Below are 25,857 nucleotides of genomic sequence, written 5' to 3' on the forward strand. Positions count from 1 at the left end.
CACACTTGACGCATCAGCCCTGATAGGAGAGTTTTGGGCGCAGACCTGACGCAGTACGCGTTAATCGTTGTGAATTTGCGCGGAGAGCCCCGTTGACCCTTTCCCCCGAACAGGCCGTCCATTTTGGCCCTTACCGGGTCTATCCCGGCCAACGCCTGGTGATGGAAGCCGACCAGCCCTTGCGCCTGGGCCGGCGAGCCCTGGACATTCTGTTGATCCTGCTGGAACACGCCGGGAATGTGGTCAGCAAGCAAGCGCTGATCGCCCGGGTCTGGCCAAAAAGCATCGTGGAAGACATCAACCTGCGTGTGCACATGGCGGCGTTGCGCAAAGCCCTCGGCGATGGTCAGGCCGGCCAGCGCTACATCGTCACCGTCGCCCAGCGAGGCTACAGTTTTGTGGCGCCCTATTCCCTGGAACAGGTCGCCCCACATCCCGGCAGCGACGTCCCCCCACCGAGCGGCCACAACCTGCCCGTACGGCGCACCCGCCCGATCGGTCGCCAGTCATTGGTCGACAGTCTGGTGGTGCAACTGGCGCGCCAGCGCTTCATCACCCTGGTCGGCCCCGGCGGCATCGGCAAGACCACCGTGGCGTTGCACGTCGCCGAACAACTGATCGGGCGCTACCGGGACGGCATCCGCCTGCTGGACCTGGCACCGATCAACGACCCGTCGATGATCACCCATCACCTGGCGACGCTGCTTGACCTGTCACTGCACGATGCCGAACCCACGAACGGCCTGGCGGCGTGCCTGCACGAGCGGCAGATGCTGCTGGTGATCGACAATTGTGAACACCTGATCGACGCGATCGCGGTGCTGAGCGAAAGCATCCTGCGCGGTGCACCCCAGGTGCATATCCTGGCCACCAGCCGCGAGAGCCTGCGGGCCGAAGGCGAATACGTCCAGCGCCTGGACTCGCTGGATTGCCCTCCCCCCATCAACGAACGCGCCCAGGCCCTGGAATACTCCGCACTGCAGTTGTTCGTCGAGCGTGCGATGGCCAGCCATGACAGCTTCGAACTGACCGATGACGAGTTGCCGCTGGCCATTGAAATCTGCCGTCGTCTGGACGGCATTCCGCTGGCCATCGAACTGGCTGCGGCGCAGGTGGGCAGCCTGGGCCTGAGCGGCCTGCGGGAGCAACTGCAAGGCAGTTTTCACCTGCTCACCCAAGGCGGTCATTCGGTGCCGGGGCGCCATCAGACCCTGCGCGCCACGCTGGACTGGAGCTTCGAACTGCTCAGCCCGTGCGAACAGACATGCCTGCGTCGACTGGGGATCTTCAGGGGTGGCTTCACCCTGCAGTCAGCGGCGGCGGTGATTGTCGGCGAACACATCGAACCCCGCGCGGTGTTTGGCTCGATCACGCAACTGGTGGCCAAATCGCTGCTCAATGTGGAGGTGGGCGATGAAGAAGTGTTCTACCGTCTGCTCGACACCACCCGCAGCTATGCCCTGGAAAAACTCGACCTGGCCGCCGATGTGCAAGGCACCCGGGAGCGCCATGCCGAACACTGTCTGACCCTGATGCGTCAGGCCCGGCACGACTGGGAGCTGATCGCGACCCGGCTGTGGATCGAGCGCTATGCCCGCAGCCTGGAAGACATTCGTTCGGCCCTCCACTGGGGCCTGACTGCACAAGGACCGCAGACCCTGGCAATCCATCTGGCCGCGACGTCCACGCCGTTGTGGCAGGAACTGTCGCTGCTCAAGGAACACGGGGCCTATGTGCGCAAGGCGCTGGCCTTGCTCGACGCAGCCCCCGAGCCCTGCGCGCAACTGAAAATGACCCTCAAGCTGGCCCTTGGCAGTTCGTGCTACCACACCGAGGGCGGTACAGCGGAAACGATCGACGCCTTCGTCAACGCCCGGGCGCTGGCCAAATCGTGCAACGACCTGGACGGTCAACTGCGAGCGGTGTCCGGGCACATGGCGGTCAACCTCGGTTGCGCCAACTATCAAACGGCGCTGGAGCAGAGCCGACAATTCGACCGACTGGGATTGCAGGGCGATGGGCTGTTGACCCTCAGCGCGCAGCGCTTGCGGGTGCTGGCCCTGCACTTCGCCGGCGATCAGCCGGCGGCACGGGTGAATGCCGAACAGGTCCTGCAGCGCATGGCCCAGAGCGGGCACCTCAACCGCTTTACCCACGGTTTCGGCGTGCAGTACGACCAGAGCGTTGCCGCCCTGACCATCCTGGCGCGCATTCTCTGGTTGCAGGGCCACCCGGAACAGGCCTGGCGCACTGCCCGCCAGGCGTTGGATATCGCGATCCAGATCGACCACGGCACGTCCATATGCTACACCCTGGCGCTGGCCGGCTGCCTGATCGCCCATTACAACGGTGATACCCGTACCGCCCGCAAACTGTTGCGTCTGCTGCTGGAGCAAGCCCAAAAACATTCGGTGCTGCTGTTCTACACCTGGGCTCGCCACTATGCGCAGGTGATCGACCACGTCGAAGCGCGACCGCAGCCACAACCGGTCAGCGGGTTGATCAAGGACATCATGGTCACGCTGGACAACCGTTTCGTCGATGACGCCTTGCTGCACCGGGCCGATACCGGCGCCGCAGGCTGGAGCACGGCGGAAATTCTGCGGGCCAGGGCCCAAACGCTACTGAACGAAGACTGCCCGCTGAAAACCGCAGCGGCCGAGGCGCTATTGATCAGGGCGCTCAACGTGGCAAAAACCCAAGGCGCCCTGACCTGGGAACTGCGCAGCGCCACCGCATTGGCGCAGCTTTGGCTGAGTCAGGGCCGTTATGGGCAAGCCCATGAGCTGCTGGCGCCGATCTATCAACGCTTCACTGAAGGCTTTAGCACACCGGACCTGACGACGGTCCGTCGCTTACTCGATCGCTTGCAGCGCCATCTGGCCGCCTGACGTCCAGCGCGCCCGGCTGATGTAGCGGGCGTAGCGCATTTCGAAGGCGCGCAAGTCTCCCTCGTGTCGTAATGCCGTTCATTTAAGCGCAATGCGCTTCCCCGTAGGAGCGAGCTTGCTCGCGATGGTCGTTAACGATTACGCGTGTTTACCGGCTAAACGCGGCGCTCTTGAATCCATCGCGAGCAAGCTCGCTCCTACAGGGACGCGCATTGCGCTTGACTGAACAGCATTACCTTCGTGCCGGAGTTTCTCCAGGGCGTAACTGCGGGTGGTGTTGAGGAAACGGTAACGGCTCACACCGCTGCCCTGCTCCAGCGACAGCAAGGATTTGAGCGCCAGGCGTTCGATCACCTCCATCAGGCGGCCAGGCAGCAGCTGCGCGCAACCGATCACGCCAATTGCCGCCTCCAGGGTAAAGGCCATCTTGAAAACCGCCAGGCGCTGCAACACGGCCTGCTCCACCGGACTCAGCCGTTCATGGCTCCAGTCCAGCGCCGCTTGCAGGGTTTGATGCCGTGGGACCGCCGTGCGCCGGCCCTGGGTCAGCAGCTGAAAACAATTGTCGAGCTGGGCGTGCAAACCGACCAGCGCCAACGCGTCGATTTGCGCTGCCGCCAGTTCGATGGCCAGAGGCAAACCATCGAGCCGCCGACAGATTTCCGTTACAGCCTGCAGGTCCTGTTCCCGCAGGGCAAAGCCCTGCTGACGGGCGCGGGCACGGCTGACGAACAACTGCACCGCCGAATAGCCCATGGCCTCGGTCACACTGTGCATCGCCGAAGCCGGCGGCACCGCCAGGGGCGGCAAACGTTGCACCGCCTCCCCCGGCGCCTGCAGCGGTTCGCGACTGGTCACCAGGATCGACAACCGGGGCGCTGCCATCAGCAAGTCCTCGACCACAGTCCGGCAGGGTTCGAGCAAGTGGTCGCAGTTATCGAGCAACAGCAACATATGCCGTTGCGCCAACACGTCAAGGCGGGTGCCAATGTCCAGGTCGAGCACACGGCTCAGATGATCAACCAATTGCGCAGGGTCATCGATCGCCGCCAGATCCACCCGCCAGACACCATCCTGATAGTGCTGCAACAGCAACTCGGCCACGCGCAGTGCCACGGTGCTCTTGCCGATGCCGGCCGGGCCGGCCAGGGTCATCAGCCGGCGAACCGGCAATTGCCGCACCAGGCTGCCGACGATCGAGTCCCGACCGGTCACCGGCGACAGCCGCGCAGGCAGGTTGTGCCGTGCTTTGTGCAGCGTCTCGAGCGAGACCGGCGTACCGTCCGGTTCGTGTTGCACCGGCGCGATGAAGCTGTAGCCGCGTTGCGGAATATTGACGATATAACGCTGCCCGTCCTGGCCGTCGGCCAACGCCCGGCGCAACGCGGCAATGTGCACCCGCAGGTTGATGTCCTCGACCACCGACGTCGGCCAGACCCGCGCGATCAGCTCGTCCTTGCCGACCACTGTGCCGGCACGCTCCACCAGCACCTGCAAAATATCCAGGGCCCGTCCACCCATGCGCAGCGGCCGATCACCCTGCAGGACCAGTCGCTGACGCAGGTGGAACACATAGGGGCCGAATCGCAGCAGCGCTTCGCTGTTCAAATCTCTGAGGCTGTTCATGCAGGTTCTCGTGCTGGAACCGGATCGGCGCACAGTGCAGCAACGCTCTATTGCACACATCATCCAGGCTCCGGCATCTCCATCGCAAAGGGTTCAGCGCTATCTTGGCAGGCCTCGGTGACGGTACAACCACCATGGTGGGAGCGTCGCGGCCATCAAGGTGCGCACAACGGACAAGAATGCTCTAGCTGAACTGTTCGCGATACTGGGTCGGGGTCAGGCCGAGCTTTTCACTGAACAGGAAACGCATGTGCCGTACGCTGCCGAAGCCGCTTTTGAAGGCCACGGTCTTGAGTGGCAGGTCACTGGTTTCCAGCAGGTTCCTGGCGCAATCGATGCGCGCACTCTGCAAAAATTCCATGGGCGTCATGTTCACTTCCCGGGTAAAGACCCTGGCGAAATGGCGTGAGCTCATGGTGGCCAAACCGGCCATGCGCTCGATGCTGAAAGTTTCATCGAGATGCTCGAGCATATAGGTCTGCACACGGGTCACCGGCGTTTCCTGGGGGGCGACGGCAGCTGTCAAAGGACTGAATTGCGCCTGCCCGCCCTGGCGTTTCATCACCACCAGCAACACCTTGGCCACGTCCTGGGCGACTTTCTTGCCATGGTCCTCGGCGACCACCGCCAGTGCCAGGTCGATGCCGGCGGTGACACCGCCGGACGTGATGAGGTTACGGTCCAGCACGTAGATCTGGTCGGTCTCCACCCTCGCCTTGGGAAAGCCCTTGATCAGTCGTTCGGTGTAATGCCAGTGGGTGGTGACACGGTAGCCGTCGAGCAGACCGGCATGGCCCAGCACGAAGGCACCGGTGCAGATCGAACCATAACGGCCCGCGCGGCTGACAGCGCCGTGCAGCCAGTCAAGCAACGGCGGATGTTTTTCGTTATAGGCCCCGGGACCGCCGGGCACCAGTAGCAGGTCATAGGCCTCGGTTGCCTGATCGATGTGCCGGTCGGCCTGGACGCTGACGCCGTTGGAGGCCCGCAACGCGCCGTGTTCGGTGCCGATGGTCGACAGCTCATAGCGCTCGGCCTGCGGCAGATAACGGTTGGCGATGGAAAACACTTCCATGGGCCCGGCCATGTCGAGCAGGAGAAAGTCGGGGAACAACACCATTGCCACGGTTTTCATGGGTTAAAAATCACTGAAGTCAAAAGAAGATCCAACTGCCAGACACCAAATCCCTGTGAGAGCGGGCTTGCTCGCGAATACGGCGTCACATTCAACATTGTGGGTGGCTGATACACCGCTTTCGCGAGCAAGCCCGCTCCCACAGGAGGGCTGTGTCAGGCATTAAGAAGTGCTGTGCATTATGGCCAGGTATGACGCCAGCGTCGGAGCAGAATATCTGACTGCCCGTTCATTACTGTCAACTTGAGAGAGACAGTATTTCAAAATCCATCTACTTATTGCACCAGCCAGTAACCATTAACCTTCTCCTCACTCGGACGAATCAACGTCCCCACAGGAGAATTTCATCATGCTGACCCTTCGCAAAGCTTCTGATCGCGGCGCCGCCAATCATGGTTGGTTGAAGTCCTTCCATACCTTTTCCTTCGCCAACTACCGCAACCCGAAAGAGCAGGGATTTTCCGACCTGCTGGTAATCAACGATGATCGCGTGGCGGCCGGCAAAGGCTTTGGCCAGCACCCTCACCGCGACATGGAGATTTTCTCCTATGTGCTCGAAGGCGCCCTGGAGCACAAGGACACCCTGGGCACCGGTTCGGTGATCCGCCCCGGTGATGTGCAACTGATGAGCGCCGGCAGCGGCGTCGCTCACAGCGAGTTCAACCATTCGGCGACACGGCCGGTGCATTTCCTGCAAATCTGGATCGTGCCTCAGGAGAGCGGCGCCAAACCGCGTTATCAGCAGGAACACTTCAGCACCCAGAAGAAACGCGGACGTCTTCAACTGATCATTTCCCCTGAGGGGACAAATGGTTCGCTGAAGGTGCGCCAGGACGCGCGGGTGTATGCCGGCCTGATCGACGGCAAGGAAAGCGCCAGCCTGGAGCTGGGTGCGAATCGCTATGCCTATGTGCATGTAGCCCGGGGCAGCGTCGAACTCAACGGCGTGCTGTTGCAGGAAGGCGATGGCGTCAGGGTTCGCGATGAGCAGGTGTTGAACTTGAGCAAGGGTGTGGACGCTGAAGTATTGGTGTTTGATCTGCGGCCTCAGGAACTGCCGCAAATGCCATAAGATCAAAAGATCACAGCCTCGCTCCGCTCGACAGCGCCTACAGGGAACTCGATCCCCCGGTAGGCGCTGTCGTTGGAATTGGGTATGCGATTGCTGAATCATCGGGATAGGCTGATTGCACTGAATTGCCAATAGAGACCAAAAAGATCGCAGGCTGTTGCTGTTGCTGTAGGAGCCAGGCTTGCCGGCGAAGACGTCCGTGAGATCGCCTTCGCCGGCAAGCCTGGCTCCTACAGCAACAGCCTGCGATCTTTTGATCTACCGCGCGACGACGCGGTCCCATCTACAGATCACCTTCCACACAGGTATTCGCCATGACTTTGCCCCAAACCATGACCCAGATTGAAATCACCCAACCCGGCGGCCCCGACGTCCTGCAACCACGCCAGGTCCCCGTCCCCACCGTAGCGGCCGGCGAAATACTGATCCGCATCCACGCTGCCGGCGTCAACCGCCCCGATGTGATCCAGCGCGCCGGCAAGTACCCGATGAAACCCGGCATGAGCCCGATCCCCGGGCTGGAAGTGGCCGGTGAAGTCGTGGCGATCGGCCTGGGCGTCACTGAATTCATCCTCGGCGACAGCGTGTGTGCGCTGACCAATGGCGGCGGTTATGCGCAGTACTGCGTCGCCCCTGCCAGTCAGGCGCTGCCGATTCCCCAAGGCATGGACTGGCTGCAAGCCGCGGCGGTGCCGGAAACCTTCTTTACCGTTTGGGCCAACCTGTTCGACATCGGTGGCGCCAGCCAGGGCCAGCGCGCATTGATCCATGGCGGCACCAGCGGCATCGGCACCACCGCGCTGATGTTATGTCGCGAATTCGCAATCAAGGCCTTCGCCACGGCGGGCAGTGAAGAAAAGTGTGCAGCGATCCGCAAGCTGGGGGCGGAGGCGATCAACTATCGCGATCAGGATTTCGTTCAAGTCATCCAGGAGAAAACCGCTGGCAAAGGGGTCAATGTGATCCTCGATATCATGGGCGGCTCGTACCTGAACGCGAACCTCGCGGCGCTGGGCATGGACGGTCGATTGGTGATGCTGGGCTTTCTCGGCGGCGCCCAGGCCAAAGAGGTCGACCTGATGGCGATCCTGGGCAAACGCGCGACGATCACCGGTTCCCTGATGCGCGCGCGTACCCGCGAAGAAAAAGCTTCGATTGCCGAGCAGTTGCGCGAGTACGTCTGGCCCGTCCTTACCGCCGGTCGTTGCCTGCCAATGATCGACAAGGTTTATCCCCTGGACCAGGCCGCCCAGGCCCATGCCCGGATGGAAGCGGGCGAGCACATTGGCAAGATTGTGTTGCAGGTGGATTGACCACGCTCTTAAACGACCCTGAACCCTGTAGGAGCGAGCTTGCTCGCGATGAGCCTGAGAGCGCCGCGGGGTGTCAGGTTTCCAGCGTTATCGTTGACGACCATCGTCGGAACGCCGCCCGGGGCAAGCTTGCTCCTACAGGAAGCGCCGCGTTTATCCTGCAAGCACGCGTTATCGTTGACGACTATCGCGAGCAAGCTTGCTCCTACAGGGTTCAGGTGAACGGCTGTCGAAATTTTTCCCGCGCCGAGCACGCTTCTGCTAAAACCCGAACTTCAGCTTTTTGCCGGGGACCGCCCAATGCCCGCTTCCCTCCTCGCTCGTCTACACCGACGCTGGCTGGCGCTGCTGTGCATGGCCGCGCTGGTCGTCGGCCTGCCTGTGGGCTGCGCGGTGCTGGAGCATAAGGAGCGGGAGCTGCTGTTCCGCATCGAACCGGGGAATGCCAGTTGGTACAGCGGGCTGCCGAGCAGCGTCCAGGAGTTCGAGCTGCAGCCCAAAAGCTTCAAGCCCGGACAAAGCATCCATGGCTGGTGGTGGCCGGCGGAGCGGGCAAACGCGCCGGCGATCCTCTACCTGCATGGCGTACGCTGGAACCTCACCGGGCAGCTGTTTCGCATCCAGCAGCTGCAAGCACTCGGATACTCGGTGCTGGCCATCGATTACCGCGGTTTCGGCCAGAGTCATGGCGACCTGCCGTCGGAAGCCACGGTGTACGAAGATGCACGGGTTGCCTGGGAACGCTTCAAACTGCTGCAACCGGACGCGAACAAACGGCTGATCTACGGTCATTCGCTCGGCGGCGCCGTGGCCATCGACCTGGCGGCCGAGCTGGGCAAGGCAGCCGCAAAAGACCAGGCCCCGGTGCCGGCTCGCGGCCTGGTCATCGAGTCGACCTTCACGTCCCTGGCCGATGTCGCCACGGCGATGGCCAACACCTCCCTGCCGGTGCGCTGGCTGCTGTCGCAGAAATTCGATTCCATCGACAAGATCGCCGAGATCAACATGCCGTTGCTGGTGGTCCACGGGCTCGACGACCGCTACGTACCGCCGCGCTTCAGCGAGCAATTATTCAATGCGGCCGTAGAACCCAAGCGGCTGTTGCTGGTGCCCGGCGCATCGCACAACAACAGCATGAGCCGGGGTGGGCAGGTCTACCGCAAGGCGCTGGACAGCTTGATCCAGTCGACGCCGCCGGCCCGGGTCGCCGGGCCGGCAGTGACTCGTCGTGCTCGGGAGTCCTGAGGCTCAGCGATACCCCCTGGCCTGCAAGTTGAACAACTGCGCATAGCGCCCGCCCGCCGCCACCAGACTGTCGTGGTCACCCCGCTCCAGGATCGAACCCTGATCCAGCACGATGATGTGATCGGCATTGCGCACGCTGGAAAAGCGGTGGGAAATCAGTAGCGTCATGCGGCCTTCGGTGTGCTCGCTGAAGTGCTCGAACACCGCCGCTTCCGCCGCCGGGTCGAGCGCCGAGGTCGGCTCATCGAGAATCAGGATGTCGGCCTCGCGGCGCATGTAGGCGCGGGACAAGGCGATCTTCTGCCATTGCCCGCCGGACAGTTCCTGCCCACCGGCGAACCAGCGTCCGAGTTGGGTCGCATAACCGCGGTCCAGACGCTCGATAAACGGCGCAGCCATGCCCTCGGCAGCCGCTTCCTGCCAACGCTGTTCATCGTTGAAGGCCAGGGTGTCGCCCACGCCGATGTTCTCGCCGACCGAGAACTGGTAACGGATGTAGTCCTGAAAAATCACGCCGATGCGGCGGCGCAGCGCGTCTTCTTCCCACGCCTGCAAATCGCTGCCGTCCAGCAGAATACGGCCCTGATCGGGACGGTACAGACGCGCCAGCAGTTTGATCAGCGTGGTCTTGCCCGAACCGTTCTCCCCCACCAGCGCCACACTGTGGCCGGGGACCAGGTGCAGATCGATGCCTTCCAGCGCGGCCCGACTGGCGCCCGGATAACGGAAACCGACGTTCTCGAACCGCAAACCATCACCGGGCACCGCGCCCACCGTCAGGCTGCCGGTATCGACCACCACCGGTTCGGCCAGGTATTCATAGAGACTCGACAGATACAGGCCATCCTCGTAAAGACCGCTGATGGCGCTGAGGCTGCTGCTCACCGCCGTCTGCCCCTGCTTGAACAACACCAGGTACATGGTCATCTGGCCGAGGCTGATGCTGCCGTGCACGGTATCGACCACCACCCAGGCATACGCCAGGTAAAACGCAGCGGTGCCCAGCAGGCCCAAGCCGAAACCCCAGCCATCTCGCCGCAGCGTCAAGCGCCGGTCTTCAGCATAGAGACGGGCGAACGTGTCGCGGTACCGCTTCAACAGCAGCGGAGCAAACCCGAACAGCTTGACCTCTTTGATATAGCCTTCGTGGGACAGCAGGGTCTCGATGTAATTTTGCTGGCGACTCTCGGGCGCGCGGCGGGTGAACAGGCGGAAGGCATCCCCGGAAAAATGCGCTTCGGCAAAGAACACCGGCAACGCACCGACCACCAGCAGCACCAGGGCCCAGGGCGAAAAATGCACCAGCAACACGCCGAAGCTGATCAACACGATCAGGTTCTGGATCAGCCCCAACGACTTCATCACCAGCGCCAACGGCCGGGTCGAAGCCTCGCGCCGCACCCGCACCAGCTTGTCGTAGAACTCGGAATTCTCGAATTGCACCAGCGACAGTGTCTGGGCCTTTTCCAGAATCATCGTGTTGACCTTCTGCCCCAGCTGCACCCGCAACAGCGACTGCTGCACCGACAGCGCCCGCTGGGTCCCGGACAGCAACGCCAGCACGCCGGCTTCAAACAGCACATAACGCACCACCGGCCACAACGGCGCACTGCCCTGCTGCGCGTGCAACTGCATGGCGAACACCACCGCATCGACGATGCGCTGGCCCAGCCAGGCGGCCAGGGCCGGGAGTACCCCGGCGATCAGGGTGGCCAGCACCAGGCCCAGAAACAGAGCGCGAGAGGTGCCCCAGACCAGCAGCAAGGCACGCCTGGCCTGGTCGAGCAAGGTGGTGAAGCGGTTAAGAGCAACTGGCATACGGCGCTGGACCTGGCGTGGTGAGGACAACAATGCGCCATGGTACTTCAGCCGGGGATCGGCGCGGGGGCTCCGGAGGAAGCAGCCTTGGGCTTGGCGGCCGGGCAGACATCAACGCCCACCAGACTGGCACGCGGCACAAACTGCACCGCCTTGGAGTCGGTCTTCCACGGGCGCACAAAATAAGTACCATCTGCCTCGGCGATGACGCGTAACGGGCGACTGAAGCCGGGCCTGTCGGGATCCGTGAGCGCCTCGAGCCCTTTGCTCTCGGGGGCGAAATTCATGAGGGTGCAATTGCGTGCGCCGGAGGCCGAGACTTGAAAGGCAAACCCGCCCAGTTTGGCGCCTGTGGGTGGATACAAACCCAGAACGAGGACCAGGACCATCACGGCGGACGCTACAAGGGCCACCGGGTTCTCATGGCTGCGCATCTTCAACACGAACAATGCACCCAGCAGCTGGATTATCCAGACCACCAGTAATTCCACCAGCATCAGCGGCACCAGCCACCACAGATTGCTGACGTATTGGCCGGCGATGTCGATCGCCACAATCGTGACATTGAGAATCACGCATACCTGAACAAAGGCGGACATGACACAGGCAATGCGAAAATCCATCGACACCGGGCCTTCCACACCGCGCGTCATCAGCCAGTAGTAGCAGGCAATCGTCAACCCGGTACCCACTACCGCCGCAGTGCCCCAGTACCAATTGCCCGTCACTTGGGAGCCGATCACGCACAGCACTGCGCAGAAGGTGCCGAGGATCAACAGGCTACCGCCCCAGCGTCCTAGCATTCGACTGTGGCGCGCCCTGTTCTCTGGAGTGGTTTGTTCAAGGCCGAGCTCGTCGCTCAGCCGCTTGCCGGAATCATTCAGTCGATGAAACAGGACGAAAATCGGCAACAGGACGAAAGCCAACAGGATCGAAATGACGAACATGAGTATCGCGGACATGACCGGCAGCGCAGTGATGACGGCCGAAGAAGTAATACTCAGCGGGATCTTTTCTTCCTGAATATATTGATACAAGTACACCCCGGCAGTGAGCAGGATCACCAGGGTCAATGGCCACGCACGCTCATTGAGCCACAACAGCTTTTTACTCAATTGGCTAAAGCGATCGGGTGTCGGGTTTACGGTTCTCGGGGGAATGTTTTCAATATCGGTCATCGACAGGCTCCAGTTCCTTGGGGTCAGCGTCCTTGTTGCAAACTGCGTTGAACAGAGACTAGGAGCTGCGACTGTACAACCCGATACCGCCGAAAACATCGGGGTCGCGCTTAATCAGACGGGTCTGTCAGAGCCTTCTGACAATTCACCCTGGAACCGCGCCCGATAGCGCCCCGGACTCTCCCCCGTCCATTTCTTGAAGGCCCGGTGAAACGCACTCGGCTCCTGAAACCCCAAGCGCTCGGCTATATCGCCGATGCTCGCCTTGCTTTGGCGCAACTGCTCGAATGCCACCCCGCGCCGTACTTCGTCCTTGATCTCCTGGTACGAACAGCCTTCGCGCTCCAGCTTGCGGCGGAAGGTGCTGGGGCTCAGGTGTTGTTCCAGGGCGAAGGCCTGCAAGGTCGGCCATTCGCTGTAATGGCTGTGGCGCAGGCGCTGATGCACCTGCGACGCCAGGCCATGCTGGTTGCGAAAGCGGATCACCAGCCATTGCGGCGCGGTGCGCAGGAATATTTTCAACGAGGCCAGGTCCTGAATCACCGGCAGGCGCAGGTAATGACTGGCAAATTCGATCTCGGTGCGCTCGGCGCCGAAAGTCAGGTTGTGCCCCCAGAGCAAGCGGTCATCGCTCAGGGAGATGCGCTGATGGCGAAAGTCTGCACGATCGATGGGAATGCGTCGACCGCCCAGCCAGCACAGCAGGCTGATCATCAATATCAGGAAGGTCTCTTCGCCCAAACGGGCAAGGTCATCGTTTTGCGCGCGGGTTTCCAGGCTGATGACCGCCCGTTTGCCGCGCACGGTCAGGGTGCCGCGAAAGTCCCGCAGGAACAGGGCAAAGTTGGCCAGGCACTGGCGCATGGCTTTGTGCAGATCGGGTTCTTGAATCAGCGCCCGGCAGATCAGGGCGAAGCTGCCCGGTGACATGCCATGGGAGTCGAGGCCGAAGAATTCGTCGTCGAGTTCGCGGATCTGGATCAGCCAGAGGGCGGCAAATGCACTGGCCGGCACCCGTGCCGTGGGTTGCTCCATCAACACCGGGTCAATGCCGGCTTGCTCCAGTGCAACCCCCAGGCGTTGCGGATCGTTCCCCTTCCCCTGGACCATGGCCTGCATGAAGTAGGCGGCCACCGAGTCTTTTTCCCGCATTTGAACGCTTATCTCCCCATGACCGACTGGCAAAAAACACCAGTTGCGTTGAACAGTTTCGGCATAGGACAACCGCCCTGCCGGCTCTAGACTCGTTGCCAATAGTACGCCTTCGGCCGCTGGGACGGCCAAGGTATCGCAACGTTTGAGCGCAAGGACACCAACATGAATCTACAAGACATTGGCGTGATAGGCGCGGGCACCATGGGTAACGGCATTGCGCAAGTCTGCGCCCTGGCCGGCTTCAAGGTGACCTTGATCGACATTTCCGACAGCGCTCTGCAAAAGGCCATTGCGACGGTTGGCAAAAACCTTGATCGGCAAATCGCCAAGGATACGCTGACCCAGGAACAAAAACTCGCCGCCCTCGGCCGGATCCGCACTAGCACCGATTACAGCAGCCTGCAGAACGTGCAATTGGTGATCGAAGCCGCCACGGAAAACCTCGAGCTGAAACTGCGGGTGCTGCAACAGATCGCCGCGCAGGTCAGCCCCGACTGCGTGATCGCTTCCAACACCTCGTCGCTGTCGATTACCCAACTCGCCGCCAGCGTTAGCCAGCCTCAACGTTTCATCGGCCTGCACTTCTTCAACCCGGTGCCGGTAATGGGCCTGATCGAAGTGATCCGCGGTCTGCAAACCAGCGACGCGACCCACGCCCTGGCACTGGACATGGCCACCACCCTGGGCAAGACCGCGATCACCGCCGGCAACCGTCCGGGCTTCGTGGTCAACCGGATCCTGGTGCCGATGATCAACGAAGCGGTACTGGTGTTGCAGGAAGGCCTGGCCAGTGCCGAAGACATCGACGCCGGCATGCGCCTGGGCTGCAACCAGCCCATCGGCCCGCTGGCGTTGGCGGACCTGATCGGCCTGGATACCGTGCTGGCAATTCTCGACGCCTTCTACGAGGGCTTCAACGACAGCAAATACCGCCCTGCTCCACTGCTGAAGGAGATGGTCGCCGCCGGTTACCTGGGACGCAAGACGGGGCGCGGCTTCCATGCCTATGCCTGAGCGTTGTTCACGTTTTGCCGAGTACCGGGACAAAGTCCTGGAGCTGTTTGCCAGCAAGGGTTTCGGCCAGGTCGGCATGCGTGAACTCGCGACCTGCCTGGGGCTCTCCCCGGGTTCGTTGTATCACCATTACCCCAGCAAGCAGCACTTGCTGCTGGATCTGATCGAAGAGTTCTACGAAGAACTGCTGGCCACCTTGGGGCGCATCGCGCAACAGGCGCCGGCCAAGCGCGACAAATTGCAGGCGCTGATCCGCGCGCATGTCAACCTGCATCAGGAGATGCCTTGGCATTTTCGCCTGGTGGAGCGCGACAGCGGCTGCCTGAACGAAGAACAACAGCTACGTGTGCAGCAACTGCGCGAGCAGTACGAACGCAAACTGCTACTGATACTCGGCAACCGCTCGCGGTTGAGTGAACAGGGCCGGCTGGCCGCCGGGCACGCGATTGCCGCCTTGCTCAACAGTGCCCCCAGCTGGCTGGCGCTGCATGCGCTGGATGAACCGGAGCGCGACGAATTGGTGGAAAGCCTGGTGCGTGGCGCCATCGAGCGCGTGCTTGCGCCGCGACGCGTGCCCGAGGCAATAAGCCTGGCCCCGTCCATAGAAAAAACATCTAAAAAAACCCAACCGCCCGCTACGTTTTAGGGCTTTGCTACCCGAGTCGAAACGCATCGGAATTCGCTGACCAGGCAAACGGTCAACCGGTGTGTACCCTCAATGACCCGGGAGCTGAAACATGAAAATCAATCCCTACCTCATCTTCAATGGCGACTGCAAAGCCGCTTTCACCTTCTATGCCCAAGCCCTGCAAGGCCATATCGACATGATGATGACCTTCGGTGAAAGCCCCGCACGCGAACAATTTCCGGCGGACCTGCACAACCTGATCATCCACACCCGCCTGTCGGTGGGCGATCAGGCGATCATGGGCTCGGACACCACACCGGATCGCCCCACGGATGAAATGGCCGGATGCTCGGTGTCGCTGAACGTCGACAGCATTGCCGAGGCCGAGCGCGTGTTCACGGCACTGGCCGAAGATGGCAAGGTGCAGATGCCACTGGAAACGACGTTCTGGGCGGCGCGCTTCGGAATGCTGGTCGACCGCTTTGGTGTGTCGTGGATGGTGAATTGCGAGAAGGATCAGTGACCACGTAACAGGGCCCGACCTGGAAAAGGTCGGGCCCTGGTCATGAAGCCCCCACATTATCCAGCGCCCGATTCACCGCCAGTTCACCCAGCATGATGACCTGCTGCACCGCCAGCATGGTGTTGCGCTGAGTCCCCTCCATCAACCCGGCCAGATCGCTGACCATGGCATTGGCCGAAGCGAGCAACTCGCACACCTGGGCCAGTAGCGTCTCGTTGTCGACTTCAGGATCAACGATAAAAATCATCGCGGGTTTGCGTGGATTATGGCCATCTACGCGAGGGGCTGGTTTGAGGTAATGATCAAGGGCCCGGTCGGCGGCCTTGTGAAATCTTTTCGAATCACCGCAGAGATACGGGGGGGTGCTGTGGACCGCAGATGTCTCAGGGGTATCGAGTGTGTCGTCGGGCATGGTGACTCTCTGCTGAGTGATGAGAGCTACCACGCTAACCGCCGCACTTCCGACAGCCAACCCTAAAAATACGTCGGATATTTCCTGGGATTTCAGCGTGTTTTAATCGGCTGTGGGACGTGCGCATCAGACAACAAACGGATTTGTCAGGGATTGTTTAGTTATCGTCAAAATTACTTCGCGAGGACTACAACACTTTGCGTCGTTGCCTACAGCGGCGTCAGAATCCGCCTATTTCGACAGGGTCGGCACAGGCGTCAAAACCGTGCCCCAAAGACTGTCTGTGCCAGCGCCGCCACCACTGAAAATGAATTGAGCTCCAGCACCGCTCTCAATCATTTGAGTCGCGGCAGCGATGGCCAGCCAAGGTGATGCTTTGCCGGGCTGGCCGAGCAGCGCATCCAGATTGCAGATCCCCTGTTTATGCGTGACAGCCACGGGCATTTCAGTCAACACGGTCGCAATGGCCGCCTCGCGTTGCACATCTATACCCACCCGCCAGACTTGTTTAATTGACTGCGCATCCAGCGGCACCCAGTCGAGGGCCTGTCGCGTGGCGTATAGCAAATCATCGGAAGTGGATTTGCGCTTTTCTTCCGGACGATGGAGGTAGGCGATCGGCGCCAGGGTGGTTTGCGTCAGCCGGTTGCCAAACAGCAAACCAACGGCGACTTCTGCCGTGCCCTCGGGCTGTTCCGGGGCAAACCGCACTGCGACCACCATCAGCAACGCCTGGTCGTCGATGCGTTGGTCGAGCCATTGGTCCAGCGCGGCCAGACCACTGCCCTCGACGGGTGAAGTCGCCTGACGGATGCCGGACCCGCGCCACGCCTTTTGCCACACTTGGCGCCATTGGTCCTCAGACAAACCGCTATCGAGTTCCAGCAACAGGGCCAGTGGAGCGCCGTCAGGCAACCTGGCAAGGGTTGGCGCCAAGTCGGCGAGCACGGATGCAAGTATTCGCTGCAGAGTGCGTTTGAGGTCTGCATCCGTACCGCCTGACAGGCGACTATGCCCAGACGTCGTCAGATCCAGCCTGGACGGTTGAGCTTTCAGGGCTTTGGTTGCACTCAGCAAGGCTTCCAGTTGTGAGGCCGGTGGCTCTCCTGGTGCTCGAAGCGCGGTGTACCAACTCACGCCCAACACTTGCTGCGAGCGTCGACCCTGACGAATCTTGCGGATCAGGACTTCTTCCCGCGCTTCATCCCAACCATCGGCAGCAGCATGTTCGCCGATATGAAATAGCATTCGCCCGAAACCCAGCGCGCACCAACTCAGGAACGGGACACCTAAGGCCAGACGCCAGAACTCATCAGGTTTTTGGGGCAACGTTTCGTCGCCGAACAGTAAGGTTCCTCCTACCCCCAGCAACAACCCCGACAGCAGCAAACCGAGCCACAACCAGATACGAGGCCGTGCAGGACGTGGCGCAAGAGGTGGAATTTTATCCAGTGTGACAGGCATGGCTAGCGTGCTCCCGTTTCAGACAGGGATGGCATCAATGAACAACTGCTGAGTCTGGACAAAACTTAATGAGTCCTTATTCTTCGCTCCAAGACCTCGCGCTGAGCGCTATCGAAGTCTAAAAGCTCGCTATTCAAAATAGTGCGATAGATGTCCGTGTTAGGCTTTACGCAGATACCATACGCCGCATTACCCTTCCTTGGCGGGGATCTTGCGGCGGCCATGATAATTAAACTGCACAATATTAATTTCCAGCATTTCATTTGCAGGTCACTTCGTTGATTTCTACCTTTTCCTGACAGGAAAGGTGATCTGCCAGGCCATTATAAAATATTACTTCGCAGGACATTATTGATTCACCGATGGGTTGTAGGGGGGTCACTCCAATTTTAAAGAGGAGTTTCCCATCTTTGAAGGCGCCCTCTTTTACATCGACTGCTGTGTATCCGTCATCAAAACTCTTCCCAGCTAATGAACAGATTTTTTTCTCTGCTGATACCGTGCCTTTACCGCCGGGAAGCAAATTTTGGATAAAAATACATGACTCATCCGATGAAATAAGGTATCGAACCAAAAGATTTCCTACGTCGCCTGTCCCTGCCATTAGTACTCTCTTGTAGTTAAATTCCGAGGCTTCACCCACGCCAGCGGCGAAAACAGCGAGTACAAATAAAAAAATTATTTTCATTATTTTATATACTCCGTTCTTCTCTTAAATCTATCGTCTGGCACGTTCGACCAACGATCTTTATTGGATATGATATTTCTTACAGGCCCAATATCATTTTCGACAAAAGGCTTTTGAATGAAAGTTCGCGCATGCGTGGTATAATCACCTCTATAAATCAGGTCAATTACAACGTCTTGGATCTTACTGTTTACCATTCCCCAAGTGAGTACACCATAAGCATCTTTGACTGCTGCTGTATTCGATATGCGAATAACCTCTTTTTTCATGTATGCATAGACAGGCAAGAACAGTTCGTACTGCTGCTTTCTAGAAATCCTTTGCTTTCGGATAGTCATCGGAGCGGTTTCGAGATAATTTTTCGCTGCTGTTCCATGAAGCCCTTTAGCCCCGACCAGCCAAGTTAGCAGAGGCTCTTCAATTCCTACTGCATACAGGTCTTTTCTTGGATCAGGCCGCTGACCTAGATCGTAACCTCGGCCAATTGTTACTCCAGACACGCCACCCGGCCAGTGGGCAATTCTACTGAAATATCTGTACGACGGATGCGACTCATCCTCTATATCGTTGCCTTCAGCATCAAAGGTTAATTGACCATAAGGTACTGTTAGCCAGCTCAAATCGTTCTGATCATCAACGGCGAAGAAACTGCTTACCAATCCGATTGGATGAAAGTAATAAACCTCTCCATGCGCCGGAAGCCCGACTCCCGCCGCCACCTCCCCCCACCAACACATCTGCCTGATCCGCTGTTTCTCCGCCAACCAATTCAATTGGGGCGTCGAACCGCTATGCCCGAGGACCTCATCCAGCCGATCCCACTTGCCCACCTTGTGGTACCACTCGCTTTCGCAATTGACGATCAATTGCGAAATGGATTGCGCATGGGCGGGCAGGCTGAGTGCCGTTCGCAGCTCTTCAGCCGTCATCCTGCCATCGCGATTGGCATCAATGATGTCGTATAGCCGGGTCTTTAACGGACCCGTGTCGCCTTCATCCGCCATGGGGCCGAAACGCTCGAGTTGCGCTTCGCTCAGGCGTTTGACCGCGCGCAGGAATGAGGCCATGAACTCCTGAGGGACGTCGTATTCATCGATGATGTCGTAGCCTTCCCAGGACCAGGGGCTGACCCACGGTGTGACGCCGACTTCTTCGCGCACCCAGCCATTGAGCGAGAGGTTGTCGGCGTCGTGGAGCAGCCCGTCCAGGCGATACCAGTTACTGGCTTTGCGACTCTCGCTCGCGGTCACCTGGATTTTTCTGTCGGCCGGCAGGCCATCCAGCATGCTTTTGGGGATTAACAGGTCGGCAGCGCTGAGCGGGCTGGCGGCGCTCCATACCTTAAGTTGTGCGGCAGTGGCATTTTCTTGATGAGGCACCACTGCGGTGCCCTTGGCGAGCTTCAACCAGGTCCTGTCTTTCTCTGGCAGACGCTGGGCCCAGGCGCGACTGGCGTTGATGAACCGCTCGACGTCATCGCCACTGAACACTTCCAGATGCAGCTTCTGTTCCGGCTGCTCCGCACCGCTGTCCTGGTACTGGCCGAGGTGACCGATCAGTTGCCCGGCTTTGATCGCGATGGGCGTGTCGAGCACCACCACCCGGTCCGGCCCCAGCGGTTTCTGTTCGCCTTGCAACTCGGCGAAATGCACGTACTGGTCGACGCGTTCCAGTTTGCGGTAATAGCCGTCACCACTGAGCGTGAGGTGTGTGCCATTCGGCAGCTCCATGAGGACTTCACTGTGAAAGTTCGGTTCGGCGTTGACACTGAGCGAGTCCCCGAGCGTCTTGACGTAATAGTCGTCCCCGGTAATTTGGTTCACCTCGGCAATGGACACATAGCCGCGCAGCGATCCATCGGCGCTGATCAGATTGGCGGGGCCGAGGCGGTTCTCCAGCTTGCGCATGTGTCTCTCGCCACTGACGGTCACCTCGGCGCCCCGTGGCAAGAGGTCGATCACCTTGCCCTGCCAATCCTTGTTGCGCACGTTCAGGCCACGCAGCTCAGGTTGTCCGGGGCGGAAGTCGTTCACCGTCTGTTTGACCCGGAGGATCGGGCTCTCGGGCCAGAATGCCGGGCGTGTGAAGTTGGCGTCCTCGTGGTACACCGACCAATCCTGCAGGTGCATGTACAGGCTATATAAGGTCAGGCTGGGCGGCGTGTCCGGGCTGCCTTCGATTTTCGGTGGCTGAAGTTGGTGGCGCACCAGCACGAAATTGCGCGAGAACGGTTTTTCTACGGTTTGTTTATTGATCGAGTAAGTCGTGGTCGGTGCATGCGTGTCGATGCGGTACGCCACCACTTCGCCGTCGGCCAGGCAGTGCACGCTGGATTGATCCAGAGTGCCAGCGGTGCCGCTGTCGAAATGGATGCCGCCATGAAACAGGCCGCTGCGGCCGAGGGGGAAATAGCCTGCTTTCGCGTTGGCCAGGTGAGTCAGTTGCGACAGCGGGTTGCGTTTGTCCTTGGAGGGATCTTTGTCCTTGAACGGGTGGCTCCAGTTTTTCAGTGGCTGCAATCCATCAGTGACGGGCTCTGGCAAAGTGTCCGCCACAACTGTCGATAAGGTGGAAGCGGGTGGGATGGAAGTCACGGGCGCGGCAGATCGTGAGTGCCGACCGAACGACGACTCGGTGCCAAACAGCCAAATGAGCAAATCGCGCATGGTGTGGTTCACTCCTTGAATCTCATTTGGATCAGGCTGAGAAATCCGAAAGTCCCACGGACTCGGTTTGGTGCTCGGACAGTTGAGCCAGCGGCGGTATTTCCAGTGATTGCCTGGCTGCACCGCTGTAGTCGAGATGCGCCGCCTTGACGTTGTAGTCACCTGCGGTGCCCGATTCGATGCTGGAGGGATCGAGGGTGATGTAGCTGCCACCGGCGTTGAGGGTGATTTTCTTCTTGGCGGTGATGTGGATTTCGTCTTCGGTGCTGGTGATTGCCAGGCCGTGACGAGCGATTAGTTCGAGCGTGTCGTTCTGCGCTTGCACGCTGACTGGCCCGTGGTTGGCGATCAGCTTGATGCCCAGCTTGCGCACGAACAGGCTCAGCCCCTGCCCCACGCCGATGAACAGGCGCTTGACCACGCTGAGGTCGGCTTCGCCCCCGGCGTTGAGCATCAGGTTGTTTTGCGCCGCCAGTTGCAGGTGTTTGCCGCTGGTGAGGGCGATGCCCTGGGGTGCGCTGAGGAGTACGACGGCGGCTTTGAGCTCTTCGAGTTGTTGGCGCACGAATGCCATTTGTGCCTGCACATCCGCGGGATCGGCGTTGGCGGCCTGGGCATCGACAGAGAGTTGCTGCAGTTGCTCGCCCGCCTGTTGCAGACGACCGATGGCCGCGCTCATGTCCAGGACCGGCCCCTGTGCTTTGGTCTGTTCATCGGCACTGATCAACAACCCCTTCCCCGCCCGAATCGCCCCCCAGCCATCGGTGCGCAACTCAAAGCCTTCCCCGCGCTTCTGCTGTTCGGCATCGACCAAATGCCCGAGATTCAGCTGACTCTTGCCACTGTGTTCGGTACTCAGCTTGACGTGCTCTTTGCCCCGGGTGTCCTCCATCCGCAACTTGTTATTGGCCGGCGTGCGCAGCACGTTGCGCTTGTAATTGCGCGCGCGCAGGGTCACGTGGTCGCGGTGTTCGCTGTCGTGCAGGGCGTGGGCGATGTACGGTCGATCCGGGTCGCCCTGTTCGAAGGCCACTGCCACTTCGGTGCCGGCGATCAGCGGCAAATGCAGGCCGTGGGTGTCGCCGGCGTAGGGCCGGGCAAGGCGCAGCCACATGCTTTCCTGGCCGGGTTGCCAGGTGTCGCGGTCGAACAGGAAGTGCACGCGGTAGCGCCCTTCGACGTCGATTTCGGCGTAGGGGTCGTGTTTTTGCGGGTTGCTGACCCGGGCCGGGACGGTGCCGGCGATCTGTGGTTTGGCCAGCAGTGGCGGGCGAAAACACACGCTTTCCGAATAGGGGATGGCCTGGAATTGGGCTTCGAAGCTGGCATCGCGCGCGGCGCGGGTGCTGAGGTGGGTGATCACCGTGCCGGGGGCGAAGGCCTGGGGCGCGCCGCCGGAGATCATCAGCTTCTGGCCGGGGGCCAGGGTCGCGCTGCTGCTGGTGCCGCTGAGGCGGGTCTGGTCGTTGAGGTAACGCTCGTGTTGCAGGCGGGCGTAGAAGTAGCCGGTTTCCGGCGGCAGGTCTTCGTAGAACTGGTAGCGGTCGCCGAGGGCGGTGTAGGGTTCGGCGTAGTGGTAGGCCTCGCCGTAGGTGGTGGTTGCGCCGCGGGTGTGGTCGATCTCGCCGTCCAGGTGGGCGCGGGCGTCGCGGTGCTGGTAGGTGCGGATGTTGACCTGGCGTTCCACCACCTGGTGGTGGGTTTGCAAGGCCCAGACGCCGTCCTGCTCGCTGCTGCTCAGGCCGGCGGGCGGGTGGCAAGGCAGCTCGATGCCGGACTGGTAACGCAGCTGATCGTCGTGGAATTCGACGACGTCGAGGTGCAGGCGTTCGTCGCTGGTGAAGCGGTACCAGATGCCGACCTCGGCCAGCAGGCGGGCGATGAAGGCCAGGTCGCTTTCGCCGTATTGCATGACTTGCAGGCGCCTGGGGTAGGTGCGGGTGAGCTTGAAGAAAAAATCCTCGCCGCGGAAGTCGTGGCGGCTGCGCAGGATCTGTTCGACGATTTCCGGTACCGACTGGTGTTGGTAGATACGGAACTGCTGACCGCGGGCGAGCAAGGCCAGGCGCGGTTGCAGGGTGATTTCATAGCGCGCTTCGTCGACGGAGCCGGACAGGCGTTTGAAGCCGGTGACCACGCCGTGCAGTGTGCGCAGCGGTTTGATCGGCAGGTCCCGGGCCAGGAAGGTGAGCGGGCGCGGTGGGGCGTGCAGGCTGAAGCGGGCCTCGCGGTTGAGCAGTTGGTCGGCGGCGATGTCCTGCTCGGTGCAGGTGAATTCGATGACGTAGTGGAACGGCTGGCTCAGTTGCTCTTCGCCGTGGAAGGCCAGGACGTCGAGGCTCGCGGCGAAGTTGTGGACGCTGAGTTTGTGCCGGCTGTGGTCGAAGAAGGTGCGCAGTTGGCTGGGCATGGTCAGGCCTTCCTGGTCTGAATGTTGACGAACAGGAAGGGCTTTGCTTCCACCCTGGTCCTAGGGTTTGGAAGCTTTCACGATGGCGACCACGGTTTAAATAGGGTGTTTCTGATGAGCGCGTAAGACGTTTCCGTATTTTCTGAAGCCGGAAATTCAATCAGCCCTGCCTGCGAAGCCCTCCTACACCAACCGCTCGATTTTCTGATGCTGCCAGACCATCTTGTAATACGCCGTCTGCAATACAAGCATCCCCAGGTACGCCACCGGAAACGCCATCCACACGCCCTGCAATCCGAAGTGGCCGTCCAGTGCGTAAGCCACCGGCAATTGCACCCCGACTACACAGAAAATCGAAATCGCCATCGGCACCAGCACCGAACCGCTGGCACGCATGATGCCGCCGATGATCGCCTGGAAGCCGAACACCAACAGGCTCCAGAGCATTATGTGCAACAGATGCTCGGCCTTCGCACGCGTGATGTCATCCGTGAGGAACAACCCCAGCAACCAGTGCGACAGCAGATAACCCAACACCACCAACCCACCGGTCAGGCACACGTTGATCAACAGCCCCGTACGCAGAATCGGCCCGATGCGCTCGATGCGCCCTGCCCCGATCGCCTGGGCACCCAGGATCGACGCCGTGATCGCAATCGACAGCGCCGGAAACTGCACGTAATTGACGATCTGCGTCACCGCGCCATAGGCTGCAGTCGCCTGGGAACCGTGCTGATTCACCAGCGCCAGAATCACCAGTTCCGACACCGACAACACCACCATCTGCAACCCGGTCGGCAAACCGATGCGCAGCACCTTGCCGAGAATCACCAGGTCCATCCGCATCGCCGCAAACATCTCCCGATCCGGCGCCAATGGATGCCCCTTGCGAATCAAGCGCCACGCCAGCCACGCCATCGCCGACAGGTTCCCCACCAACCCCGCATACGCCGCACTCTGAATCCCCATCATCGGCAACCCCAGCCAACCGCGAATCAATGCCGGCGTCAGCGCCAGGCCGATACAGGTCGACACCACCAACGCGATCAGCGGCGACACGGTATCGCTCACGCCGCGCAGCAGTTGGGTGAACAGCACGTAGACCAGCAGCGAAGGCATGATCCACATCATCACGTGGGCGTAGGCCACGGCATCGTCCAGCACGTCGGCCGGCGTGCCCAAACCCTCCAGCGCTGGCCTGGCGAACACACTGCCCAGCACCGCTGCCACCAATCCGATCATCGCGCCCAACAGCAAGGTGGTCGCGGCGATGGTCTTCACCAGATGCGGTTCACGCGCACCCCAGGCTTGACCGATGAGCACGCCGGCACCCGCGCCGAGGCCGATGACCAGGGCGATGAAGAAGAACACGATCGGGAACATGCCCGATACGGCTGCCAAGGCTTGGGTGCCGAGCATCTGGCCGATGTAGATGCTGTTGATGGTGCCCGACATGGATTGGAGAAAGTTGGAGAGGACCATGGGGGCCAGGAAAAGGAGGTAAGTTTTCCAGAGGGGGTGCTGGGTGGTCGGGGTTTGCATTGGGTGGAAGTCCAGCTCGACTGCGGGAATAGGATTCTAGAGGATAGCGTCAGCGGCGATGAAGAAAGTGAAATGAATGCCTCGGAGCGAGCTCGATTCATCTAGCGACGTGGCGTAACGGTCCTAGGACGACCATACAAGGTCCTACACAAAGCCAGGAACTCCCAACCTTGCCCGCCGTTCCGATGAAGCTTATAGTCCGCTCCGTCGCCCCAATGGCGACCAGGTTTGGCGACCTGAGTTATCGGGTGCAAAAGCTCTGTGCTTTCTTGCAGACGCTGTTGCACGCTCGCAAAGCTGTCTCTAATGGCAGCTGTGCGCGGGAGACCTTCGGGTCTGCCGGTTTTCCGATCCCGGTTCGCCAACCTGCGTACAGCTGTCACCCAATTCGTTTGGCGACGATTGAGGGACAGTCAACCTTTGCCTTGATCGGAGTTTTACCTATGGAAAGATACATGCCCCTCACCGGAATCGACCTGATCCCGGCCTCCCTGCTCATCGACACCCAAGCCCCCCTCGACGTCCTGCAAGCCATGGCGGACCACCGCATCCGCACGGTCACGCAAGTGCTGGAAAACATCGCCTACCGCGCCGAGCTGGGCTGCGACACCGTAGTTTTGAAGGACTTTTCTCAACTGTTGGCCATTCCGTTACGCGACGGCTGTGACTTGATGGACGTGATCGGTCGACGCTTGCGAGCGCAGGCGAAGGAGTAAGTAAAAACGGCTGTCAGTCAATCAAGCAAATGCGGCCCCTGTAGGAGCGAGCTTGCTTCGGGCGGCGTTCCGACGATGGTCGTTAACGATAACGGGTTTACTGGTTAAACGCGGCGCTCTTGAGTCCATCGCGAGCAAGCTCGCTCCTACAATTTTTAACTGACTGCATTAGCCGCTATGGGCGCCTGTTTCTGCGATTGCGATCTGTGCGCAATCGCGTCTGAAGGACCTTCGTGACCCCATTGACCGAAGCCACTTCACCAAAAAAAATGTGAAAAAAAATGTGAAGATAATTTTGTTCAAAGAGCCCGCAATTCCTCTGTAGCCCGCTAAATCAGCGCCTATTCATCAAGTCAGAATG

Annotated in this window: 19 protein-coding genes; 8 read left to right on the forward strand and 11 right to left on the reverse strand. The window is 60.4% G+C overall.

Going from position 1 to position 25,857, the window contains the following annotated elements; all coding sequences use genetic code 11:
• Positions 1-92: 92 nt before the first annotated feature.
• Positions 93-2,891, forward strand: coding sequence for an ATP-binding protein (locus J2W17_RS10180; protein WP_307333123.1), 2,799 nt, complete (start codon positions 93-95; stop codon positions 2,889-2,891).
• A 138-nt stretch (positions 2,892-3,029) separates the two neighbouring features.
• Here the strand turns inward: J2W17_RS10180 and J2W17_RS10185 are convergent, their stop codons facing one another.
• Together J2W17_RS10185 and J2W17_RS10190 are read right to left on the reverse strand one after the other, a co-directional pair.
• Complete coding sequence (locus tag J2W17_RS10185; protein WP_307333126.1) at positions 3,030-4,517, reverse strand: ATP-binding protein; 1,488 nt, start codon at positions 4,515-4,517, stop codon at positions 3,030-3,032.
• A 184-nt stretch (positions 4,518-4,701) separates the two neighbouring features.
• Entirely contained in the window at positions 4,702-5,652 is a 951-nt protein-coding gene (locus J2W17_RS10190) for a GlxA family transcriptional regulator (RefSeq protein WP_307333128.1), read from the reverse strand.
• Positions 5,653-6,001: 349 nt separating this feature from the next.
• On the opposite strand from J2W17_RS10190, the gene J2W17_RS10195 reads away from it, so the two are divergent.
• From J2W17_RS10195 to J2W17_RS10205, 3 genes are all read left to right on the forward strand, one after another.
• Positions 6,002-6,724: a pirin family protein gene (locus J2W17_RS10195; protein WP_307333130.1), complete on the forward strand. Its 723-nt coding sequence runs from the start codon at positions 6,002-6,004 to the stop codon at positions 6,722-6,724.
• A 314-nt stretch (positions 6,725-7,038) separates the two neighbouring features.
• Complete coding sequence (locus tag J2W17_RS10200; RefSeq protein ID WP_307333132.1) at positions 7,039-8,037, forward strand: NAD(P)H-quinone oxidoreductase; 999 nt, start codon at positions 7,039-7,041, stop codon at positions 8,035-8,037.
• A gap of 300 nt (positions 8,038-8,337) precedes the next feature.
• A complete protein-coding gene (locus J2W17_RS10205; RefSeq protein ID WP_307333134.1) occupies positions 8,338-9,282 on the forward strand; it encodes an alpha/beta hydrolase in 945 nt (314 codons plus the stop codon).
• Positions 9,283-9,285: 3 nt separating this feature from the next.
• Here J2W17_RS10205 and J2W17_RS10210 read toward each other — a convergent pair whose 3' ends face one another.
• The 3 genes from J2W17_RS10210 to J2W17_RS10220 form a co-directional block, all read right to left on the reverse strand.
• Positions 9,286-11,100: an ABC transporter ATP-binding protein gene (locus tag J2W17_RS10210; protein WP_307333136.1), complete on the reverse strand. Its 1,815-nt coding sequence runs from the start codon at positions 11,098-11,100 to the stop codon at positions 9,286-9,288.
• 47 nt (positions 11,101-11,147) lie between these two features.
• Complete coding sequence (locus J2W17_RS10215; protein WP_307333138.1) at positions 11,148-12,278, reverse strand: hypothetical protein; 1,131 nt, start codon at positions 12,276-12,278, stop codon at positions 11,148-11,150.
• 114 nt (positions 12,279-12,392) lie between these two features.
• Positions 12,393-13,430 (reverse strand): AraC family transcriptional regulator, encoded by a 1,038-nt coding sequence (locus tag J2W17_RS10220; RefSeq protein ID WP_307333140.1) that lies wholly within the window; start codon positions 13,428-13,430, stop codon positions 12,393-12,395.
• A gap of 165 nt (positions 13,431-13,595) precedes the next feature.
• Here J2W17_RS10220 and J2W17_RS10225 point away from each other — a divergent pair, with 165 nt between their 5' ends.
• The 3 genes from J2W17_RS10225 (at position 13,596) to J2W17_RS10235 (ending at position 15,598) form a co-directional block, all read left to right on the forward strand.
• Positions 13,596-14,447 (forward strand): 3-hydroxybutyryl-CoA dehydrogenase, encoded by an 852-nt coding sequence (locus tag J2W17_RS10225; RefSeq protein WP_307333142.1) that lies wholly within the window; start codon positions 13,596-13,598, stop codon positions 14,445-14,447.
• Positions 14,434-15,093 carry a TetR/AcrR family transcriptional regulator gene (locus J2W17_RS10230; protein WP_307333143.1) on the forward strand — a complete coding sequence of 220 codons (660 nt, stop codon included), beginning with the start codon at positions 14,434-14,436 and terminating at the stop codon, positions 15,091-15,093. The genes J2W17_RS10225 and J2W17_RS10230 overlap by 14 nt, the downstream gene beginning before the upstream one ends.
• A 91-nt stretch (positions 15,094-15,184) precedes the next feature.
• Positions 15,185-15,598, forward strand: coding sequence for a VOC family protein (locus J2W17_RS10235; protein ID WP_307333145.1), 414 nt, complete (start codon positions 15,185-15,187; stop codon positions 15,596-15,598).
• Positions 15,599-15,638: 40 nt separating this feature from the next.
• On the opposite strand, the gene J2W17_RS10240 is transcribed toward J2W17_RS10235, so the two are convergent.
• The 6 genes from J2W17_RS10240 to J2W17_RS10265 all read right to left on the reverse strand — a co-directional run bounded on the left by J2W17_RS10240 (position 15,639) and on the right by J2W17_RS10265 (position 24,780).
• Entirely contained in the window at positions 15,639-16,010 is a 372-nt protein-coding gene (locus J2W17_RS10240) for a DUF6124 family protein (RefSeq protein WP_307333147.1), read from the reverse strand.
• A gap of 231 nt (positions 16,011-16,241) precedes the next feature.
• Positions 16,242-17,474, reverse strand: coding sequence for a hypothetical protein (locus tag J2W17_RS10245; RefSeq protein WP_307333149.1), 1,233 nt, complete (start codon positions 17,472-17,474; stop codon positions 16,242-16,244).
• A 259-nt stretch (positions 17,475-17,733) separates the two neighbouring features.
• Positions 17,734-18,162: a hypothetical protein gene (locus tag J2W17_RS10250; protein ID WP_307333151.1), complete on the reverse strand. Its 429-nt coding sequence runs from the start codon at positions 18,160-18,162 to the stop codon at positions 17,734-17,736.
• Positions 18,162-20,828 carry a pesticin C-terminus-like muramidase gene (locus J2W17_RS10255; protein WP_307333153.1) on the reverse strand — a complete coding sequence of 889 codons (2,667 nt, stop codon included), beginning with the start codon at positions 20,826-20,828 and terminating at the stop codon, positions 18,162-18,164. The genes J2W17_RS10250 and J2W17_RS10255 overlap by 1 nt, the downstream gene beginning before the upstream one ends.
• A gap of 31 nt (positions 20,829-20,859) precedes the next feature.
• On the reverse strand, positions 20,860-23,238 hold the full coding sequence (locus J2W17_RS10260) for a type VI secretion system Vgr family protein (RefSeq protein ID WP_307333155.1): 2,379 nt from the start codon (positions 23,236-23,238) through the stop codon (positions 20,860-20,862).
• Between the two features lie 183 nt (positions 23,239-23,421).
• Positions 23,422-24,780 carry an MATE family efflux transporter gene (locus tag J2W17_RS10265; RefSeq protein ID WP_307333157.1) on the reverse strand — a complete coding sequence of 453 codons (1,359 nt, stop codon included), beginning with the start codon at positions 24,778-24,780 and terminating at the stop codon, positions 23,422-23,424.
• A gap of 443 nt (positions 24,781-25,223) precedes the next feature.
• Between J2W17_RS10265 and J2W17_RS10270 the strand changes: the two genes are divergently transcribed.
• Complete coding sequence (locus J2W17_RS10270) at positions 25,224-25,496, forward strand: hypothetical protein (protein ID WP_154993582.1); 273 nt, start codon at positions 25,224-25,226, stop codon at positions 25,494-25,496.
• Positions 25,497-25,857: the final 361 nt, after the last annotated feature.

Source organism: Pseudomonas lini, from assembly GCF_030812475.1.
Lineage (GTDB): Bacteria > Pseudomonadota > Gammaproteobacteria > Pseudomonadales > Pseudomonadaceae > Aquipseudomonas > Aquipseudomonas lini_A.

Bases quoted from the DNA above. Each gene is read 5' to 3' on its own strand.
- J2W17_RS10210 (WP_307333136.1), bottom strand. From the start codon at position 11,100: ATGCCAGTTGCTCTTAACCGCTTCACCACCTTGCTCGACCAGGCCAGG.
- J2W17_RS10200 (WP_307333132.1), top strand. From the start codon at position 7,039: ATGACTTTGCCCCAAACCATGACCCAGATTGAAATCACCCAACCCGGC.
- J2W17_RS10205 (WP_307333134.1), top strand. From the start codon at position 8,338: ATGCCCGCTTCCCTCCTCGCTCGTCTACACCGACGCTGGCTGGCGCTG.
- J2W17_RS10215 (WP_307333138.1), bottom strand. From the start codon at position 12,278: ATGACCGATATTGAAAACATTCCCCCGAGAACCGTAAACCCGACACCC.
- J2W17_RS10270 (WP_154993582.1), top strand. From the start codon at position 25,224: ATGGAAAGATACATGCCCCTCACCGGAATCGACCTGATCCCGGCCTCC.
- J2W17_RS10240 (WP_307333147.1), bottom strand. From the start codon at position 16,010: ATGCCCGACGACACACTCGATACCCCTGAGACATCTGCGGTCCACAGC.
- J2W17_RS10235 (WP_307333145.1), top strand. From the start codon at position 15,185: ATGAAAATCAATCCCTACCTCATCTTCAATGGCGACTGCAAAGCCGCT.
- J2W17_RS10220 (WP_307333140.1), bottom strand. From the start codon at position 13,430: ATGCGGGAAAAAGACTCGGTGGCCGCCTACTTCATGCAGGCCATGGTC.
- J2W17_RS10255 (WP_307333153.1), bottom strand. From the start codon at position 20,828: ATGCGCGATTTGCTCATTTGGCTGTTTGGCACCGAGTCGTCGTTCGGT.
- J2W17_RS10250 (WP_307333151.1), bottom strand. From the start codon at position 18,162: ATGAAAATAATTTTTTTATTTGTACTCGCTGTTTTCGCCGCTGGCGTG.
- J2W17_RS10185 (WP_307333126.1), bottom strand. From the start codon at position 4,517: ATGAACAGCCTCAGAGATTTGAACAGCGAAGCGCTGCTGCGATTCGGC.
- J2W17_RS10190 (WP_307333128.1), bottom strand. From the start codon at position 5,652: ATGAAAACCGTGGCAATGGTGTTGTTCCCCGACTTTCTCCTGCTCGAC.
- J2W17_RS10225 (WP_307333142.1), top strand. From the start codon at position 13,596: ATGAATCTACAAGACATTGGCGTGATAGGCGCGGGCACCATGGGTAAC.
- J2W17_RS10260 (WP_307333155.1), bottom strand. From the start codon at position 23,238: ATGCCCAGCCAACTGCGCACCTTCTTCGACCACAGCCGGCACAAACTC.
- J2W17_RS10265 (WP_307333157.1), bottom strand. From the start codon at position 24,780: ATGCAAACCCCGACCACCCAGCACCCCCTCTGGAAAACTTACCTCCTT.
- J2W17_RS10230 (WP_307333143.1), top strand. From the start codon at position 14,434: ATGCCTATGCCTGAGCGTTGTTCACGTTTTGCCGAGTACCGGGACAAA.
- J2W17_RS10195 (WP_307333130.1), top strand. From the start codon at position 6,002: ATGCTGACCCTTCGCAAAGCTTCTGATCGCGGCGCCGCCAATCATGGT.
- J2W17_RS10245 (WP_307333149.1), bottom strand. From the start codon at position 17,474: ATGCCTGTCACACTGGATAAAATTCCACCTCTTGCGCCACGTCCTGCA.